The following is a 15,324-nucleotide window of genomic DNA, read 5'->3' as shown; positions in this document are numbered from 1 at the left end:
GGCCTGTTCCTGACCGCATGGGACCACCTGTTGGGACCGCTTTCGATGCACCGGCTATCGGCTGCAGCAACGCCGACCTCGGCATCGGCAGCCAACCGGACTATCCGCGCGATTATCCGGGGCAGGCTGCTGGGCGCCGTTCCGCGAACTGCCGCATGGCGAGGTGCCGGAGTTGCCGGAAGGCCTGCGCAGGCGCGAATGATTGAACATGTCAGGCCGCGTGCAGCTGCAGGCCCTGCAGCTGCGCGGCACCGATGCCGAACATGCGGCGCAGGCTGCGCGAGAGATGGGCCAGATCGGCGAATCCAGCGGCATGCGCACTGTCGGTCAGGTTGTGACCGCTCAGATGATGCGTGAGCGCAGTGCGTAGCCGTTGCCACAGCACCCAGCCGCGCAAGGTCACTGCCAGCTCGGACTGGAAGCGCCGGTGCAGCTGGCTGGTCGATAGGTGCGCCGCTTCGGCGATGTCGGCAGCCGGCACCGGGCCAGGCAGGTGCTGGGCGATACGGGCCAGTGCCGCCTGCACGCGGCGGTCCAGCGGTTGCGGGCGGCTCAGCCGTGGCAGCCAGTCGTGCAGCGCCAGCGCGTTACCCGGCAGCGCATGCAGGTGCCGCTGGATCTGTTCGGGATCGGCATGCGCCGGCTCAAGGAACACCGTACAGCCCGCTTCCGGCGCTGACAGGATCGCGTGCGGCTGGAACGAAGGCAGCCATAGCCGTTGGCCCTGCTGCTGCACGCCATCGATCTCGATGTGCCAAGGCGTACCGTCGCTCAACAGCAGTTGATGGGCGTAGTGCGCATGCGAAGCGCTGTCACCGGCATGACCGTGCAGTACGGCGGCGTGCGCATCCAGCAGCAACGTGCCGTTCCAGGGCAGGGCGGGGGAAGACATGACGGGATTGTAGATCCACGCCATGCGTGGATGAATCTCCATCGGAATCGAGTAATTCGACAATGAAACGAAGAGCACCCACGCATGGCGTGGATCTACTGCAGGTCGCGAGAGACTGTCGAAGGCGGGGTGGGTCCGGTTGCGGGGGCGTGAGCGCCATGGATGGCGCGACCGAGCCTCCATGGACGGATTCACGGCGTCCCCCGCAGCCGGACCCATCCCGCCACCCCACGGATAGCCGCCTTTGCTTTTGAGGTTGCCGGCCAGCGGCCGGCACTACCGCGGGTGCCGGGCGCAGCCCGGCCGTGCGCACCCTCAGCGCCCGTGCGGATCGGGCCGGTGATGCACGTACTCGACCACGGTTCCATCGGGATGCACCGCGTTGAACGCCGCCCCGGTCGGTACCACCTGCAACGGGAAGATGATCTCGGCGCCAGCCGCGACCAGTTTGTCGTGATAGGGCCGAACGTCATCGACCAGCAGTGTCCCCGTGGTCGAAGTGAACGGCGCCAGCGCCGCCTCGCTGCCTTCGATCAACAGGAACGCACCGACCATGGCCAGGCGCAGCCCGGCCTCCGGAAACGGGAACCCCGCATCGGCCACCACGCCCTGCAGCTGCTCGTAGAAGGCCACGCTGCGCTCCAGCTCACCGGGGGCCACGAACACCCGGATCAGCACGCGCGGCGCGCGCTGGCTGGAGGTATCACAGCGGTCGCGCCAGAAATGATCGAAGTCGCGATGTACGGTCATGGGCTCGATTCGTGGCCAAGGATCTCCATTATCAGCAGCCTCGCGCGGCGCGCTGATGACCGCCAGTGATGGCCTGATAACCATTGGCCGGGTTGCCCCTGTGACTTAGGTCCTGTTGACAGGTGTGAACGCCCTCGCACAATCTTCACAGGATTGGGTCGCCCTGCGCGGCCCGGGCAGGCAGGTTGTCACGCCGGGAGGAGGGTCCCGCGCGCAGACCGGCCCGTCCTTCGGCCTGCGGGACGTTGCCCGGCAACCCCTGCGCGGCATGAACGCTGCACCCTTCGGCGGCACTTTCCCTGGACCGATTGCCTTGGCAACGGAATTACGCCTGCCGATGAAAACGTTTACAAAACCGCTTGCACTGTCTCTGGCCCTGTCTGCCGCACTGGCCGCTCCGGCCTGGGCCGACCCCGCCGCGTTCACTGTGCTGACCCTGGAGCAGGCGCCCAACGCCGAGGCGATGCCGGCTCTGGCCGCCCAGTTGAAGAGCCTGAAGGTGGACGCGGTGAGCGTGCGCCAGGTGCAGCGCGGCATCGGCCAGGTCGATCCGCTGCAGGTGCTGGCCGACGGCCTGGGCTATGAATACCGCTTCGTTGCCGCCGGCAAGGACGACGGCCAGACCCAGCGCGGCCAGGCCGTGCTGACCCGGCTGCCGATCGCCGCCGAATCCGGCCCCGACCAGCCAGGCCTGAACTACCTGCGCCTGGACGATGGCCGCCATACCGTGGCGGTCTATACCGATGCCGGCGCGGGGGCCGCGCAGCTGCCGGCGCTGGTCACCCGTTCGCGGTTGGGCGCCCCGGCGGTGCTGCTCGGCGCAGTGGCCGGTGAATCGGCCAAGGCCGCAGGCTTCGATCCGGCGCGTGTGGCGCTGGAAGCCGATGCCAGCTATTTCAGCGATGGCTTCCAGGCCGCCAGCAGCGCACCGTTCAAGATGGAGGGCAGCACCCTGCGCGCCACCCTGCTGACACTGGCCTATGCCGCCGACAAGCACGGCGAAAAGCCATGGATGGACACCGCCCTCAACGCCGATGCGCGCGCTGCGCTGCTGCTGAAGGCGATGACCGAGGATGAGAAGTTCCAGATGCTGCACAGCTACTTCGGGCTGGGCAAAGACGGTGGCCCGCTGCCGGAAGGTGCGGTCGGTTCGGCCGGCTTCGTGCCGGGCGTACCGCGGCTGGGCATCCCGTCGCAGCAGTCGGCCGATGCCGGTGTCGGCGTGACCAATCCGGGCGGCATCCGCCCGGGCGATTTCGCCACCGCAATGCCGTCCGGCCCATCCACCGCCTCCACCTGGAACCGCGAAGTCGCCTTCGCCGGTGGCGCGACCATGGGCCGCGAGGCATGGCAGCAGCGCTTCAACATCCTGCTGTCGGGCAGCGTCAACCTGCAGCGCGACCCGCGCAACGGCCGCAACTTCGAATATGCCGGTGAAGATCCGCTGCTGGCCGGCTCGATGGTTGGCGCGCTGATCCAGGGCGTGCAGAGCCAGCACGTGATCTCCTCGATGAAGCACTTCGCGCTGAACGACATGGAGACCCGCCGCAACTTCCACGACGTGCGCATCGGCGAACAGGCCATGCACGAGTCGGACCTGCTGGCCTTCGAGATCGCGCTGGAAGCCGGTCGCCCGGGCGTGGCGATGTGCTCGTACAACAAGATCAACGGCACCTACGGCTGCGAGAACGGCTACCTGATGAACCAGGTGCTGAAGCAGGAATGGAAGTTCCCCGGTTTCGTGATGTCCGACTGGGGCGGCGTGCACAGTGGTTCGAAGGCGGCGCTGGCTGGCCTCGATCAGCAGTCGGCCGGTGAAGTGTTCGACGCGGCAGTGTTCTTCGACGAACCGCTGCGCCTGGCCGTGCACGGTGGCGTAGTGCCGCAGGCGCGCCTGAACGACATGGTGGCGCGCATCCTGCGCACGATGTTCCTGCATGGCAACTTCGACAACCCGCCGCAGCACCAGAAGGTGGATGCCGAGGCCGGTTTCGCCGTCGCCCAGCGTACGGTGGAAGAGGGCAGCGTGCTGCTGCGCAACGAAGGCAACCTGCTGCCACTGGCCGACAGCGTGAAGCGCATCGTCATCATCGGTGGCCACGCCGACAAGGGCGTGATCGGCGGCGGTGGTTCGTCGATGGTGGGCGTGACCGCCAAGGGTACCAATGCGGTGCCGGGCGTGATGCCGACCACCTGGCCGGGCCCGGTGATCTTCCATCCGTCCTCGCCGCTGGAATCGCTGCGTGCGGCGCGCCCGGACGCGGCCATCGAGTATGTGGACGGGACCAATGTCGCCGCTGCGGCCAAGGCCGCCGCGCAGGCCGACGTGGCCATCGTGTTCGCCACCCAGTGGGCCGCCGAATCGGTGGACCTGCCGGACATGCAGCTGCCTGACAACCAGGACGCGCTGATCTCGGCGGTGGCCGAGGCCAACCCGAAGACGGTGCTGGTGCTGGAAACCAACGGCCCGGTGCGCACGCCGTGGCTGGCGCAGGTACCGGCGATGCTGCAGGCTTGGTACCCGGGCATCCGCGGTGGCGAAGGCATCGCCGCGCTGCTGACCGGCCAGGTCAATCCGTCCGGCCGCCTGCCGGTGACCTGGGTGACGGACGAATCGCAGCTGCCGCGCCCGCACATCGACGGCCTCGGCTTCAAGCCGGCCAAGCCGTTCGGTGATGTGTTCGATTTCGATATCGAAGGTGCCAACGTCGGCTACAAGTGGATGGCGGCCAAGGGCCTGACCCCGACCTTCGCTTTTGGTCATGGCCTGTCCTACACCTCGTTCGCCTATGACAACCTGAAGGTGAGCGTGGAAGGCTCGCGCCTGGTCGCCAGCGTCGACATCCGCAACACCGGCAAGCGCGCCGGTGCCGACGTGGCCCAGCTGTACCTGAAGCTGCCGGCCGGCAGCACCACGCCGATCCGCCTGATCGGCTACGACAAGGTGAGCCTGCAGCCGGGCGAACAGCGCCGCATCCGCATCGAAGCCGAGCCGAAGACGCTGGCGCACTACGATGCACAGGCGCGCCAGTGGAAGATCGACGGCGGCACCTACCAGGTGCAGCTGTCGCGCAACGCGGCCGAGCCGCTGCAGACGGTGGACGTGCAGCTGGTGGAGCAGGTGCTGCGCTGATGCCTGACGACACGGCCCGCACAGGGCCGTGTCCGTTCGTGGTGTTCCTGTAGAGCCGAGCCCACGCTCGGCTGATGAACGGTCAATCGAACCGACGGGCAGCCGAGCACGGGCTCGGCTCTACAAAGGTGCGGTGCCAAACCACCCGCGCAGGAAATCGATCAGCTGCCGCACCTTCGGTGAAGGCTGCGAACTGTGCGGGTAGACCGCGTACACGCTCTGCTGCGGGAAGCGGTGCTGGCGCAGCACCGGGCGCAGCCGGTCCTGGTCCAGGTCGTCCTCGATCAGCCAGCGTGGCAGCACGGTGACCCCGGCGCCGGCCACGGCGAAGGCGCGCAGGCTGCTGGCACCATCCACGCGTACCACCGCGTTGCCCGGGTTGGTGGCAAACAGGGCGCCGCTGCCATCAGGCGCGATCACCGGCAGGTCGGCCAAGCGCGGGTAGCCGAGGCGGGGCAGGGTGCCCAGCTGCACGGGGTCGTCGGCAGCATCGGCAGAGGGCAGGCGTGCCAGTAGGGACGGAGCCGCCACGGGGCACAGTGGATGGCGTTCCAGTTCGCTGGCGTGCAGGCCCGAATCCGGCAGGCGGCCAAGACGGATTGCCAGGTCGAACCGCTCGGGAATCAGGTCGGCCGGTGCCGGTGAGGTCGACAGGTGCAGCTGCAGGGCCGGGTGCCGCGCACGAAACGCCTCCAGCGCAGCAATCAAGCGTAGCTGGGCGTACTCCGGCGTGGTGGTCAGGCGCAGCACACCCTGCAGCTGGTGCTGGTCGCGGCGCGCGGCATCGATGGCTGCCTGTGCGGCATCCAGTGCCTGCACGCAGTGTTGCAGGAACTGTTCGCCGGCCTCGGTCAGGGCCAGGTGGCGGGTACTGCGCAACAGCAGGGTCACGCCCAGCTCCTGCTCCAGCCGCTTCAGGTTGAAGCTGACCACCGCGCGGCTGAGGCCGAGGCGATCAGCCGCAGCGGTCAGGCTGCCGGCCTCGACCACGGCGCGGAAGATATCGAAGCGATCGAGGCTGACCACGGCAATTCATTGTCAAAGTGGATTTGACAGTGTTGCAGTTGCTGTCGTGTTTTTCCAACAAGGCCCGCACGGCATGCTGGCCGCTTCCCTGCTGGAGCGCCGCCGATGCCGTCCCCCCGCCTGCGCCATGAGGCGATCTTCCTGCTGGTGTTCGCCCTGGATCTGGTCAACATGTTCATCGCCACGGTGGCCTATCCGGCACTGGCAGCGGAACTGCACGCCGATATCAGCACCCTGGCCTGGGTGGGCACCGCCTACATGCTGGGCCTGAGCGTGGTGATTCCGCTGGCACCCTGGTTGGCCGCGCGCTGTGGTGAGCGTCGCCTGCTGCTGGTGGCGTTGCTGTTGTTCGCGGTTGCCGCTGTGCTGGCCGGCGCAGCACCCGGTATCGGCTGGCTGCTGGGCTGGCGCCTGCTGCAGGGGCTGGCCGGTGGCCTGCTGATTCCGGTGGCACAGGCGGCAGCGTACCAACAATGCACGTCCGACCAGCGTGGCGCGCTGACCCGCCGCATCCTGCTGGTGGCGCTGCTGGTGCCGGCACTGGCGCCCGCGCTCGGTGGGCTGCTGGTGCAGTGGTTGTCCTGGCGCGGCGTGCTCTGGGCCAGCCTGCCGTTGGCGGTGGTGGCGATCAGCCTGGTGCTGGCCTGGATGCCGGCCGATGGCGCGCGCAGTGCGCCGCGCCTGCAGGCTTATGCGCTGTCCACCGCGATGCTGGCGCTGGGCGCGCTGCTGCTGGCGTTGACCTGGCTGGGTGAACCCGGCCATCGGGCCGCCGGTGCCGTACTGCTGTTGATCGCAATGCTGTTGGCGGCGGCCCACCTGCGGCATGCACGGCAGCAGACGCAGCCCCTGCTGCGCTGGTCGCTGCTGTCCCATCGGGGCCTGCGCCTGGCGATGCTGGTCTATCTGGCAGTGCCCGGTGTGTTCATCGGCAGCCAGCTGGTCAGTACCCTCCAGCTGCACCAGGCCGGTTACAGCGCGGCACGCATCGGCGGGTTGATGCTACCCTGGGCGCTGGCCTCGGCCATTGCGATCACGGCCAGCAAGCGCCTGCTGGCGCGCTTCGGCCCGGCCACGGTACTGCGTGCGGGCATGCTCCTGCAGGCCAGCGGCCTGCTGTTGATGGCGCTGCTGCCGCAGCCGGCCTTCGCGTTGGCCGGGCTGCTGTTCGCGCTGATGGGCGCTGGCGGCAGCCTGTGCAGCAGTACCGCGCAGACGCTGGCCTTCCAGGGTGTGGAAGGTGAGGCGCTGGGCGATGCCAGTGCACTCTGGAACCTCAACCGCCAGCTCAGCTTCTGCCTCGGCACCGCCGCCATCGCGATGGTGTTGGCACTGGCCATGCAATGGCTGCCGGCCCATGCCACCGGCGTGGCACTGGGTCTGGCCGCCGTACTTACCCTGCTGCCCCTGGCCCTGCTGCGCCGGCCGCAACAGCTTTCCTTTCCGCAACCCGAGAATGCCTGATGGATACCACCGCAGAACATGAAATCCACCACCTGCACGACAAGCTGCAGGCTTGGTTCCGTGCCGATGTCGGCGCCGATGCGCTGGAGGATCTGATGGCGCACTTCTGTGCAGACTTCAGCATGGTCGGCATCGCGGGTCGCAGGCTGGACCGGAATGCCGTGCAGGCACTGTTCGCGGGTGGCCATGGCGCGCGGCCGGGGCTGCAGATTTCCATCGAAGCCGTGCAGGCGGTGGATGCGATATCACCGCTGGCGGTGCTGCGCTATCGCGAAGGTCATTCGATCGACGGTGGCGCGCCCGCATGGCGGGAGTCGCTGGCGGTACTGAGGCAAGAACAGGGGCGCTGGTGCTGGCTGGCGCTGCATGAGGTAACGGCAGATTGATCGGTGGTGCCGGCCGCTGGCCGGCAACCGTCGTAACGCGCCGCAGGATCATGAAGTTGCCGGCCAGCGGCCGGCACTACCGGTCGCCGGCGAGCGCAGCGGCAACGCAGGCACATGTGCCATCAGTCCTGCCCGCATCCACCGCAGAATGCAAAGCCTGCACACACTTCACGGCCCGGGGCAGGAGTAGGCTTGAGGCTTTCCTGCCGGGAGGGGTTGTCCATGCGTGTGCGTGCCGTCGCTGTAGCCATTGCCCTTTGCCTGTCCAGCACCGCGCTGGCCGCCGATACCCCGCCGATGACCCCGGACATCAGCGGCAAGCCCTTCGTTGCCCCCGATGTCGGTCGTGACTACGACAAGCGCGTGGTGATGGTGCCGATGCGTGATGGCACCAAGCTGTATACGGTGATCGTGGTGCCCAAGGGCGCCCACAATTCCCCGATCCTGCTGACCCGCACGCCTTACGACGCTGCGGGCCGTGCCAACCGCAGTGATTCGCCGCGCATGCGCGATCTGCTGCCGCAGGGCGACGAGGTGTTTGTCGACGGCGGTTACATCCGCGTGTTCCAGGATATCCGCGGCAAGTATGGCTCCGAGGGCGATTACGTGATGACCCGGCCGCTGCGCGGGCCATTGAACAACACCAAAGTCGACCATTCCACCGACGCCTGGGACACCATCGACTGGCTGGTGAAGAACGTGCCGGAGAGCAATGGCAAGGTCGGCATGCTCGGTTCGTCGTACGAGGGTTTCACCGTGGTGATGGCGCTGACCGACCCGCACCCGGCACTGAAGGTGGCCGCACCGCAGAGCCCGATGGTCGATGGCTGGATGGGTGACGACTGGCTCAACTACGGTGCGTTCCGGCAGGTCAATTTCAACTACTTCGCAATGCAGACCGAGAAGCGCGGCAAGGGTACGCCGCTGCCCAGCCTCGGCTACGACGACTACAGCACCTTCCTCCGCATCGGCTCGGCAGGCGACTACGCGCGTTTCACCGGCGTGGACCAGTTGACCTGGTGGAAGAAGCTGGTCGAGCATCCGGCCTACGACGGCTTCTGGCAGGGCCAGGCGCTGGACGCGGTGATGGCAAAGACACCGCTGAAGGTGCCGACCATGTGGCTGCAGGGCCTGTGGGACCAGGAGGACATGTGGGGTGCCAACCACGCCTACCAGGCGATGGAAGGACGCGATAGCGGCAACAACCGCAATTACCTGGTGATGGGCCCGTGGCGACACAGCCAGGTGAACTACAGCGGCAGCGAACTGGGTGCGCTGAAGTTCGACGGCGATACCGCGCTGCAGTTCCGCCGCGACGTGCTCAAGCCCTTCTTCGACCAGTACCTGGTGGATGGCGCGCCGAAGGCCGATACGCCACCGGTGCTGATCTACAACACCGGCGAAAACCACTGGGACCGCCTGAAGGGTTGGCCGCGCAGCTGCGACAAGGGCTGTTCCGCCAGCAGCAAGCCGCTGTATCTGCGTGCCGGCGGCAAGCTGGCGTTCCAGGCGCCAGCGGCGGGGGGGGGCGACTTCGAGGAGTACGTGTCCGACCCGGCCAAGCCGGTGCCGTTCGTGCCGCGCCCGATCCGCTTCGGCGACCGCGACATGTGGACCACCTGGCTGGTCAAGGACCAGCGCTTCGTCGATGGGCGCCCGGACGTGTTGACCTTCATCACCGAACCGCTGACTGCGCCGCTGCGCATCGGCGGCGCGCCGGTGGTTCACCTGCAGGCCTCGACCAGTGGCACCGACAGCGACTGGGTGGTGAAGCTGATCGACGTGTATCCGGACCAGGAAGCGTCCACGCCGGAGATGGGGGGCTACCAGTTGCCGGTGTCGCTGGCGATCTTCCGTGGCCGCTACCGCGAGAGCTTCACCGATCCGAAGCCTCTGGCCGCCAACCAGGTGCTGCCGTATCGCTTCGATCTGCCCAACGCCAACCACACGTTCCAGAAGGGCCACCGGGTGATGGTGCAGGTGCAGTCCAGCCTGTTCCCGCTGTATGACCGCAACCCGCAGACTTACGTGCCGAATATTTACCTGGCCAGGCCGGGCGATTACCAGAAGGCCACGCAGCGCGTCTGGCATAGCGCGGCACAGGCGAGCTACATCGATCTGCCGGTGTATTGAGCTGCTCATGATGAAGCCGGGCCATGCCCGGCAGCACGTGGAAGTGCCGGCCGCTGGCCGGCATCCGCGATGGCGCGAGAGCGTGTCGACCAAGGTCGACACCTACCAGGGCCGAGCCATGGCAGGTGGATCCAGGCGGGTGTGGTAGTGCCGGCCGCTGGCCGGCATCCGCGATGGCGCAGGAGCGTGTCGACCAAGGTCGACACCTGCCAGGGCCCGGGCCTTCAGTCCACCTTCGATGGGCCCGTGCGCCAGCGGCTGGGCACCAGTCCGAAACGCTTGCGGAACGCCGCAGCGAAGTTACTGGGATGGCGGTAACCGCAGGCCGCAGCGGCCTGTTCAACTGTCCAGCCGTCCTCGCGCAGGCCCTGTTCGGCGTGGCGCATGCGCTGTTCGTGCAGATAGTCGAACACCGAGCTTCCATACTGCTGTGCGAAGTGGCGGCGCAGCGAACTGGGACTCATGCAGGCCAGCTGGGCCAGTTCGATCAGGCTGTGGGCATGGCTGGGGTCGTCATGCAGGTAGGCACGCACGCGCTCCAGCCGCTCGCGCTGGCCGGCGCGCAGCGTGCGTACATGCTCGGTCTGCATATCCTCGGCCTGGAGGCCGACGGCCAACACCTGCAGGGCCACGCCTTCGCGCCACAGCGCATCGATGTCGTCCTGCCAGGGACTGTCGAACAATTGGGCGAGCGTCGGCAGCAAGGCATGCGGAATGGCCCAGTGGCGGCACTGCAGAGGGGAATGAAGGACCCGTTGGAGTGCCGGCAGGCGCAGCATGTCCACATCCAGATCGGCCGGTACGCTCAAGCTGACCCCGCGCAGGTGGCTGCCACCAGGATGCAGACCGGCCATGGAAACAGGTTCATGGTGGCTGGTGGTCATGCCTGTGCCGGCGCGCAGCGTGAACCCCTTGCGACGAGGAAACTGGACATCCACTTCGCCCTGCAGCATCAGGCGGATGGTCAGGCCGGCACCGTGCACAGCGGTGGCCGTGTAGGTGAACCGGTTGTGCACGTCCGAGGCGATCAGGCCCAGGCCGCCGCGCAGTGACTGCTCGTGGACGTCGCCACGCCCTGCCCATTGGTCGTCGCGCAGTTCACTCCCTTCGATCCGGTAGTCGTAGCCATGGCGTTCGCCGAAGTGGCGGTAATCAGCAAAAGTGAAATATCGGGACATCGCTCTGCGCAAACACAGGTTGAATTGAATGTGTCGAAGAAACTGGAAGTGTTTCCCATTGTCGCCTCGATTCGCGCGCTTTTGACCTCAACAAGGTCAAAACGATTGGCGATTACGGCCAAAGTGAAAATGCCGCCGAACATACGCCGGCGTTTTGCATGCATATCCGTACGCAATTGCATACATAAACTTCAGTTGAGGTCTTATGGCTGGAACGATCACCTGAAGATGCGATGTCAGCCTGGCCGTCACGGGCGCGCGCGTAGGGTGGGGCGGTTGGCTGTTGCAGGCCACTTAGATACCCCCACCGACGGAGAACGCAGATGATTGACTACCAACTCACAGGCAAGACCGCGATCGTGACCGGCGGTGTGTCCGGCATTGGTCTGGCCGTGGCGCAGACCCTGGCGGCGTCCGGCGCGCGGATCTCGGTCTGGGACTTGAAGCAGGATGCGGTGGATGCCACCGTGGCGCAGTTGCGCGATGCCGGTGCACAGGCGATTGGCATCGCGCTGGACGTCACCGACGATGCAGCGGTGGAGGCGGCGGTGCAGCGCACCATCAAGGAACTCGACGGCCTGCATGTGGCGGTCAACAACGCCGGCATCAGCGGGCCGGCGGCCAGCAGCGGCGATTATCCGATTGATGGCTGGCAGCGCGTGATCGATGTCAACCTCACCAGCGTGTTCCTGTGCCAGCGTGCGCAGATCCAGGCCATGCGCGCGGCCGGCACGGGCGGCAGCATCATCAACATGGCCTCGATCCTGGGCCAGGTGGGCTATGCCGGTTCCACCGCGTACGTGGCGGCCAAGCACGGCGTGGTCGGGCTGACCCAGACCGCAGCGTGGGAACATGCGGGCGACGACATCCGTGTCAACGCGGTGGGCCCGGGCTTCATCGGCACGCCACTGCTGGAGAAAATGGACCCGAAGGTGCGCGCCACGCTGGAAGGGCGGCACGCGTTGAAGCGGCTGGGTACGCCGCAGGAAGTGGCCGCGTTGGTAGCCTGGCTGGCCAGCGACGATGCCTCGTTCGCGACCGGCGCGTACTATGCAATCGATGGTGGCTATCTGGCGCAGTGAGCGAATGCGGTCAGTAGATCCACGCCATGCGTGGATGAAAGCGTGCGGTGAAGAAGGCGTGCCATCGCCTTCACCGCCGTCCCACGATCGCCGCGCGACGCTCCGGGAAAAATTCCGGAGCTTTCCCATGGAACTTACCCAGGATGTCTCGATCCTGCTGCGCGTTGCCGCAGCGATGCTGTTCGGCGGCGTGCTCGGCGTCGAGCGCGAGATGGGCAAGCACGCCGCAGGCCTGCGTACGCACATGCTGATCGCAGGGGCCGCCGCGTTGATCGTCGGCCTTGGCGACTCAGTGGCCGAGCATTTCCAGCAGGAGCGTTACCGCGACCTGCTGCAGGTTGATCCGGTGCGCCTGATCGAAGCGGTGGTGGCCTGTGTTGGTTTCGTGGCCGCCGGCACCATCCTGCGTGGGTCACGCGAGGACCAGGTCAGCGGCCTGACCACGGCCAGCTCGCTGATCATGGCCGCGGCCATCGGGATTGCGGTGGGGATCAGCAAGTACGTGATCGCCATCGGCGTGAGCGTGCTGTGCGTGCTGGTGCTGGCGGTGATGCGGCGGTTGGAGAAGCGGATTTCGTAGGGAAGGTCGCGTTGCCGGCCAGCGGCCGGCACTACCATGAAGTTCGTAATGGTCGGACCAATATGAAGGCTAGCCCTATGGTCTAATAGGCTCGCCGTCGGAGTGGCGGTTAAATCTGCTACAAGTGGTCTGATCGAAATCATCAATGGTACTACCAATGATCGATGGCCACGGCGACCCACCGCCTGCGGTGGGCTCCTCCGTTCCCAGTCGAGAATCTTCATGCAGCCCTGGCAACACCTGTACGACCCCGCCGGCAACCTGTGGTTGTCCAGCCTGATCGCGCTGCTGCCGATCGCGTTCTTCTTCGTTGCCCTGGCCGTGCTGCGCATGAAGGGCTGGCTGGCCGGCACGATCACCGTGGCCATCGCACTCGGCGTGGCCCTGCTGTTCTACCGCATGCCGGTGCCGCAGGCGCTGGGCGCGGCCGGCTTCGGTTTCGTCTACGGCCTGTGGCCCATCGCGTGGATCATCATCGGTGCGGTGTTCCTCTACAAAGTTTCGGTCAAGACCGGGCAGTTCGACATCATCCGCGCCTCGATCCTGTCCGTGACTGAAGACCAGCGCCTGCAGATGCTGATGGTCGGTTTCGCGTTTGGTGCCTTTCTGGAAGGCGCGGCCGGCTTCGGTGCGCCGGTGGCGATCACCGCAGCGCTGCTGGTCGGGCTGGGCTTCAAGCCGCTGTATGCCGCCGGCCTGTGCCTGATCGTCAACACTGCGCCGGTAGCGTTCGGCGCGATGGGCATTCCGATCATCGTGGCAGGGCAGGTCACCGGCCTGGATGCATTCGAGATCGGCCAGATGGCCGGCCGCCAGCTGCCGTTCCTGACCATCATCGTGCTGTTCTGGATCATGGCGATCATGGATGGCTGGCGCGGCATCAGGGAAACGTGGCCGGCGGTGCTGGTTGCGGGTGGCTCGTTCGCCATCGCGCAGTACCTGACCTCCAACTTCATCGGCCCGGAACTGCCGGACATCACCGCGTCGCTGGCGTCGCTGGTGTGCCTGACCCTGTTCCTGCGCCGCTGGAAGCCGGTACGGATCTTCCGTTTCGACACCGAAACCAGCGCCGAGGCGGCCGCACAGGCACTGGAGGCACCGCGCCACAGCGTCGGCCAGATCGCCAGGGCGTGGTCGCCGTTCCTGATCCTCACCGCGATGGTCACGCTGTGGAGCATCAAGCCGTTCAAGTCGCTGTTCGCGGCGGATGGCCCGCTGGAAAGCTGGGTGCTCAAGATCCCGGTGCCGGGCCTGGACCAGATGGTGCAGAAGATGCCGCCGATCGTGGATGCACCGTTGAGCTACGAAGCCGTCTACAAGTTCGACTGGTTCTCGGCCACCGGTACCTCGATCATCCTCGCTGCGGTGATCGCGATCATCGCGCTGCGCATGCCGGCCCGTTCGGCGCTGCGCACCTTCGGCGAAACCGTGCGTGAGCTGCGCATGCCGATCTACTCGATCGGCATGGTGCTCGCCTTCGCCTTCATCGCCAACTATTCGGGCCTGTCGGCGACGCTGGCGCTGGCACTGGCGCACACCGGCGACGCGTTCCCATTCTTCTCACCGTTTCTGGGCTGGCTGGGCGTGTTCCTGACCGGCTCGGACACCTCGTCCAATGCCTTGTTCTCGGCACTGCAGGCCACCACCGCACAGCAGATCGGCGTGTCCGACGTGCTGCTGGTAGCGGCCAACACCACCGGTGGTGTCACCGGCAAGATGATCTCGCCGCAGTCGATCGCCATTGCCTGCGCGGCAGTCGGCCTGGCCGGCAAGGAATCGGATCTGTTCCGCTTCACGGTCAAGCACAGCCTGATCTTCACCACCATGGTCGGCCTGATCACCCTGGCCCAGGCTTACTGGCTGACCTGGATGATTCCCTGAGCCATGCGCGGCTGGCCGACCACCCGCTGCGCGCTTCGGGCCACAATGGCGCCATGAGCACGCAACGTATTTCGGACAAGGTGGCTGCGCAGCTGCGCGGCCTGGTGCAGGAACAACAGCTGCGGCCGGGCGACCGGCTGCCGGCCGAGCGCACCCTGGCGGTGCAGCTGGGGGTCTCGCGCACCGCGCTGCGCGAGGCCATCGCGCAGCTTGCCAGCCAGGGTCTGTTGACCGCACGGGTCGGTGGCGGCACCTACGTGGCCGAGCCTGCGGCACGCGCGCGGCAGGCGCTGGATGAACCGCTGGCGCCGTACCTGCCGCTGTTCCAGGGCGACCCGGAATACCGCTTCGACGTGCTGGAGATCCGCCACGCGCTGGAAGGTGCCACCGCCTGGCATGCGGCGCTGCGTGCCACCGACGAGGACCGCGCGCGCATCGCACAGGCCTTCCAGACCATGATGGACGCGCACGGCAAGGACGACCCCACCGGCGAGGCGGAGGCCGACGCGGCCTTCCACCTGTCCATCGCCGAGGCCTCGCACAACCTGGTGCTGCTGCAGGTGATGCGCGGGCTGTTCGAACTGCTGCAGACCAACATCTCGCAGAGCCGCGAAAAGCTCTACACCTCGGCGAGGACCTTCTCGCCTTTGTCCGACCAGCACCGCGAGATGATGGACGCGGTGCTGGCGGGCGACCCCGAACGCGCGCGCGCCGCCGCGCATGCCCACCTCGAATTCGTGCACACCACGCTGCGCACCCTCGATGACAACGAAGCCCGGCGTGCGCGGGCCTCGCGCCTGCCTTCCCCACACGGTTGAC

Annotated in this window: 12 protein-coding genes and 1 pseudogene; 9 read left to right on the top strand and 4 right to left on the bottom strand. The window is 66.8% G+C overall.

Going from position 1 to position 15,324, the window contains the following annotated elements; translation table 11 throughout:
- A pseudogene (locus BN1263_RS21015) lies at positions 1 to 202 on the top strand (sterol desaturase family protein); the annotation flags it as partial.
- A 9-nt stretch (positions 203 to 211) separates the two neighbouring features.
- Here the strand turns inward: BN1263_RS21015 and BN1263_RS13645 are convergent.
- A complete protein-coding gene (locus BN1263_RS13645; protein WP_058981840.1) occupies positions 212 to 916 on the bottom strand; it encodes an AraC family transcriptional regulator in 705 nt (234 codons plus the stop codon).
- Between the two features lie 291 nt (positions 917 to 1,207).
- Entirely contained in the window at positions 1,208 to 1,642 is a 435-nt protein-coding gene (locus tag BN1263_RS13640) for a VOC family protein (RefSeq protein WP_058981838.1), read from the bottom strand.
- A gap of 337 nt (positions 1,643 to 1,979) precedes the next feature.
- Between BN1263_RS13640 and BN1263_RS13635 the strand changes: the two genes are divergently transcribed.
- Entirely contained in the window at positions 1,980 to 4,775 is a 2,796-nt protein-coding gene (locus BN1263_RS13635) for a beta-glucosidase family protein (RefSeq protein WP_080398825.1), read from the top strand.
- Positions 4,776 to 4,895: 120 nt separating this feature from the next.
- Here the strand turns inward: BN1263_RS13635 and BN1263_RS13630 are convergent, their stop codons facing one another.
- Positions 4,896 to 5,801, bottom strand: coding sequence for a LysR family transcriptional regulator (locus BN1263_RS13630; protein WP_058981836.1), 906 nt, complete (start codon positions 5,799 to 5,801; stop codon positions 4,896 to 4,898).
- A 105-nt stretch (positions 5,802 to 5,906) separates the two neighbouring features.
- Here BN1263_RS13630 and BN1263_RS13625 point away from each other — a divergent pair, with 105 nt between their 5' ends.
- From BN1263_RS13625 to BN1263_RS13615, 3 genes are all read left to right on the top strand, one after another.
- Entirely contained in the window at positions 5,907 to 7,265 is a 1,359-nt protein-coding gene (locus BN1263_RS13625; RefSeq protein WP_058981834.1) for an MFS transporter, read from the top strand.
- Positions 7,265 to 7,651 carry a DUF4440 domain-containing protein gene (locus BN1263_RS13620; RefSeq protein ID WP_058981832.1) on the top strand — a complete coding sequence of 129 codons (387 nt, stop codon included), beginning with the start codon at positions 7,265 to 7,267 and terminating at the stop codon, positions 7,649 to 7,651. The genes BN1263_RS13625 and BN1263_RS13620 overlap by 1 nt, the downstream gene beginning before the upstream one ends.
- A gap of 222 nt (positions 7,652 to 7,873) precedes the next feature.
- Positions 7,874 to 9,784: a CocE/NonD family hydrolase gene (locus BN1263_RS13615; RefSeq protein ID WP_058981831.1), complete on the top strand. Its 1,911-nt coding sequence runs from the start codon at positions 7,874 to 7,876 to the stop codon at positions 9,782 to 9,784.
- A 224-nt stretch (positions 9,785 to 10,008) separates the two neighbouring features.
- On the opposite strand, the gene BN1263_RS13610 is transcribed toward BN1263_RS13615, so the two are convergent.
- Positions 10,009 to 10,962 (bottom strand): helix-turn-helix transcriptional regulator, encoded by a 954-nt coding sequence (locus BN1263_RS13610; RefSeq protein ID WP_058981829.1) that lies wholly within the window; start codon positions 10,960 to 10,962, stop codon positions 10,009 to 10,011.
- Between the two features lie 323 nt (positions 10,963 to 11,285).
- Between BN1263_RS13610 and BN1263_RS13605 the strand changes: the two genes are divergently transcribed.
- The 4 genes from BN1263_RS13605 to lldR all read left to right on the top strand — a co-directional run bounded on the left by BN1263_RS13605 (position 11,286) and on the right by lldR (position 15,323).
- Complete coding sequence (locus tag BN1263_RS13605; protein ID WP_058981827.1) at positions 11,286 to 12,044, top strand: SDR family NAD(P)-dependent oxidoreductase; 759 nt, start codon at positions 11,286 to 11,288, stop codon at positions 12,042 to 12,044.
- A gap of 127 nt (positions 12,045 to 12,171) precedes the next feature.
- Positions 12,172 to 12,624 (top strand): MgtC/SapB family protein, encoded by a 453-nt coding sequence (locus BN1263_RS13600; RefSeq protein ID WP_005413774.1) that lies wholly within the window; start codon positions 12,172 to 12,174, stop codon positions 12,622 to 12,624.
- Positions 12,625 to 12,846: 222 nt separating this feature from the next.
- Complete coding sequence (lldP, locus tag BN1263_RS13595) at positions 12,847 to 14,505, top strand: L-lactate permease (protein ID WP_058981825.1); 1,659 nt, start codon at positions 12,847 to 12,849, stop codon at positions 14,503 to 14,505.
- A 53-nt stretch (positions 14,506 to 14,558) separates the two neighbouring features.
- Entirely contained in the window at positions 14,559 to 15,323 is a 765-nt protein-coding gene (lldR, locus tag BN1263_RS13590; RefSeq protein ID WP_005417039.1) for a transcriptional regulator LldR, read from the top strand.
- Position 15,324 lies beyond the last annotated feature (1 nt).

The organism is Stenotrophomonas thermophila, assembly GCF_001499715.1.
GTDB classification, from domain to species: domain Bacteria; phylum Pseudomonadota; class Gammaproteobacteria; order Xanthomonadales; family Xanthomonadaceae; genus Stenotrophomonas; species Stenotrophomonas hibiscicola.
The sequence above is the reverse complement of the archived record's forward strand: the minus strand, read 5'-3'. Positions and strand labels throughout refer to the sequence as shown.

Excerpts from the sequence above, each read along its gene's own strand:
- BN1263_RS13645 (WP_058981840.1), bottom strand. The coding sequence starts at position 916 with ATGGCGTGGATCTACAATCCCGTCATGTCTTCCCCCGCCCTGCCCTGG.
- BN1263_RS13640 (WP_058981838.1), bottom strand. The coding sequence starts at position 1,642 with ATGACCGTACATCGCGACTTCGATCATTTCTGGCGCGACCGCTGTGAT.
- BN1263_RS13635 (WP_080398825.1), top strand. The coding sequence starts at position 1,980 with ATGAAAACGTTTACAAAACCGCTTGCACTGTCTCTGGCCCTGTCTGCC.
- BN1263_RS13625 (WP_058981834.1), top strand. The coding sequence starts at position 5,907 with ATGCCGTCCCCCCGCCTGCGCCATGAGGCGATCTTCCTGCTGGTGTTC.
- BN1263_RS13620 (WP_058981832.1), top strand. The coding sequence starts at position 7,265 with ATGGATACCACCGCAGAACATGAAATCCACCACCTGCACGACAAGCTG.
- BN1263_RS13615 (WP_058981831.1), top strand. The coding sequence starts at position 7,874 with ATGCGTGTGCGTGCCGTCGCTGTAGCCATTGCCCTTTGCCTGTCCAGC.
- BN1263_RS13610 (WP_058981829.1), bottom strand. The coding sequence starts at position 10,962 with ATGTCCCGATATTTCACTTTTGCTGATTACCGCCACTTCGGCGAACGC.
- BN1263_RS13605 (WP_058981827.1), top strand. The coding sequence starts at position 11,286 with ATGATTGACTACCAACTCACAGGCAAGACCGCGATCGTGACCGGCGGT.
- BN1263_RS13600 (WP_005413774.1), top strand. The coding sequence starts at position 12,172 with ATGGAACTTACCCAGGATGTCTCGATCCTGCTGCGCGTTGCCGCAGCG.
- lldP (WP_058981825.1), top strand. The coding sequence starts at position 12,847 with ATGCAGCCCTGGCAACACCTGTACGACCCCGCCGGCAACCTGTGGTTG.
- lldR (WP_005417039.1), top strand. The coding sequence starts at position 14,559 with ATGAGCACGCAACGTATTTCGGACAAGGTGGCTGCGCAGCTGCGCGGC.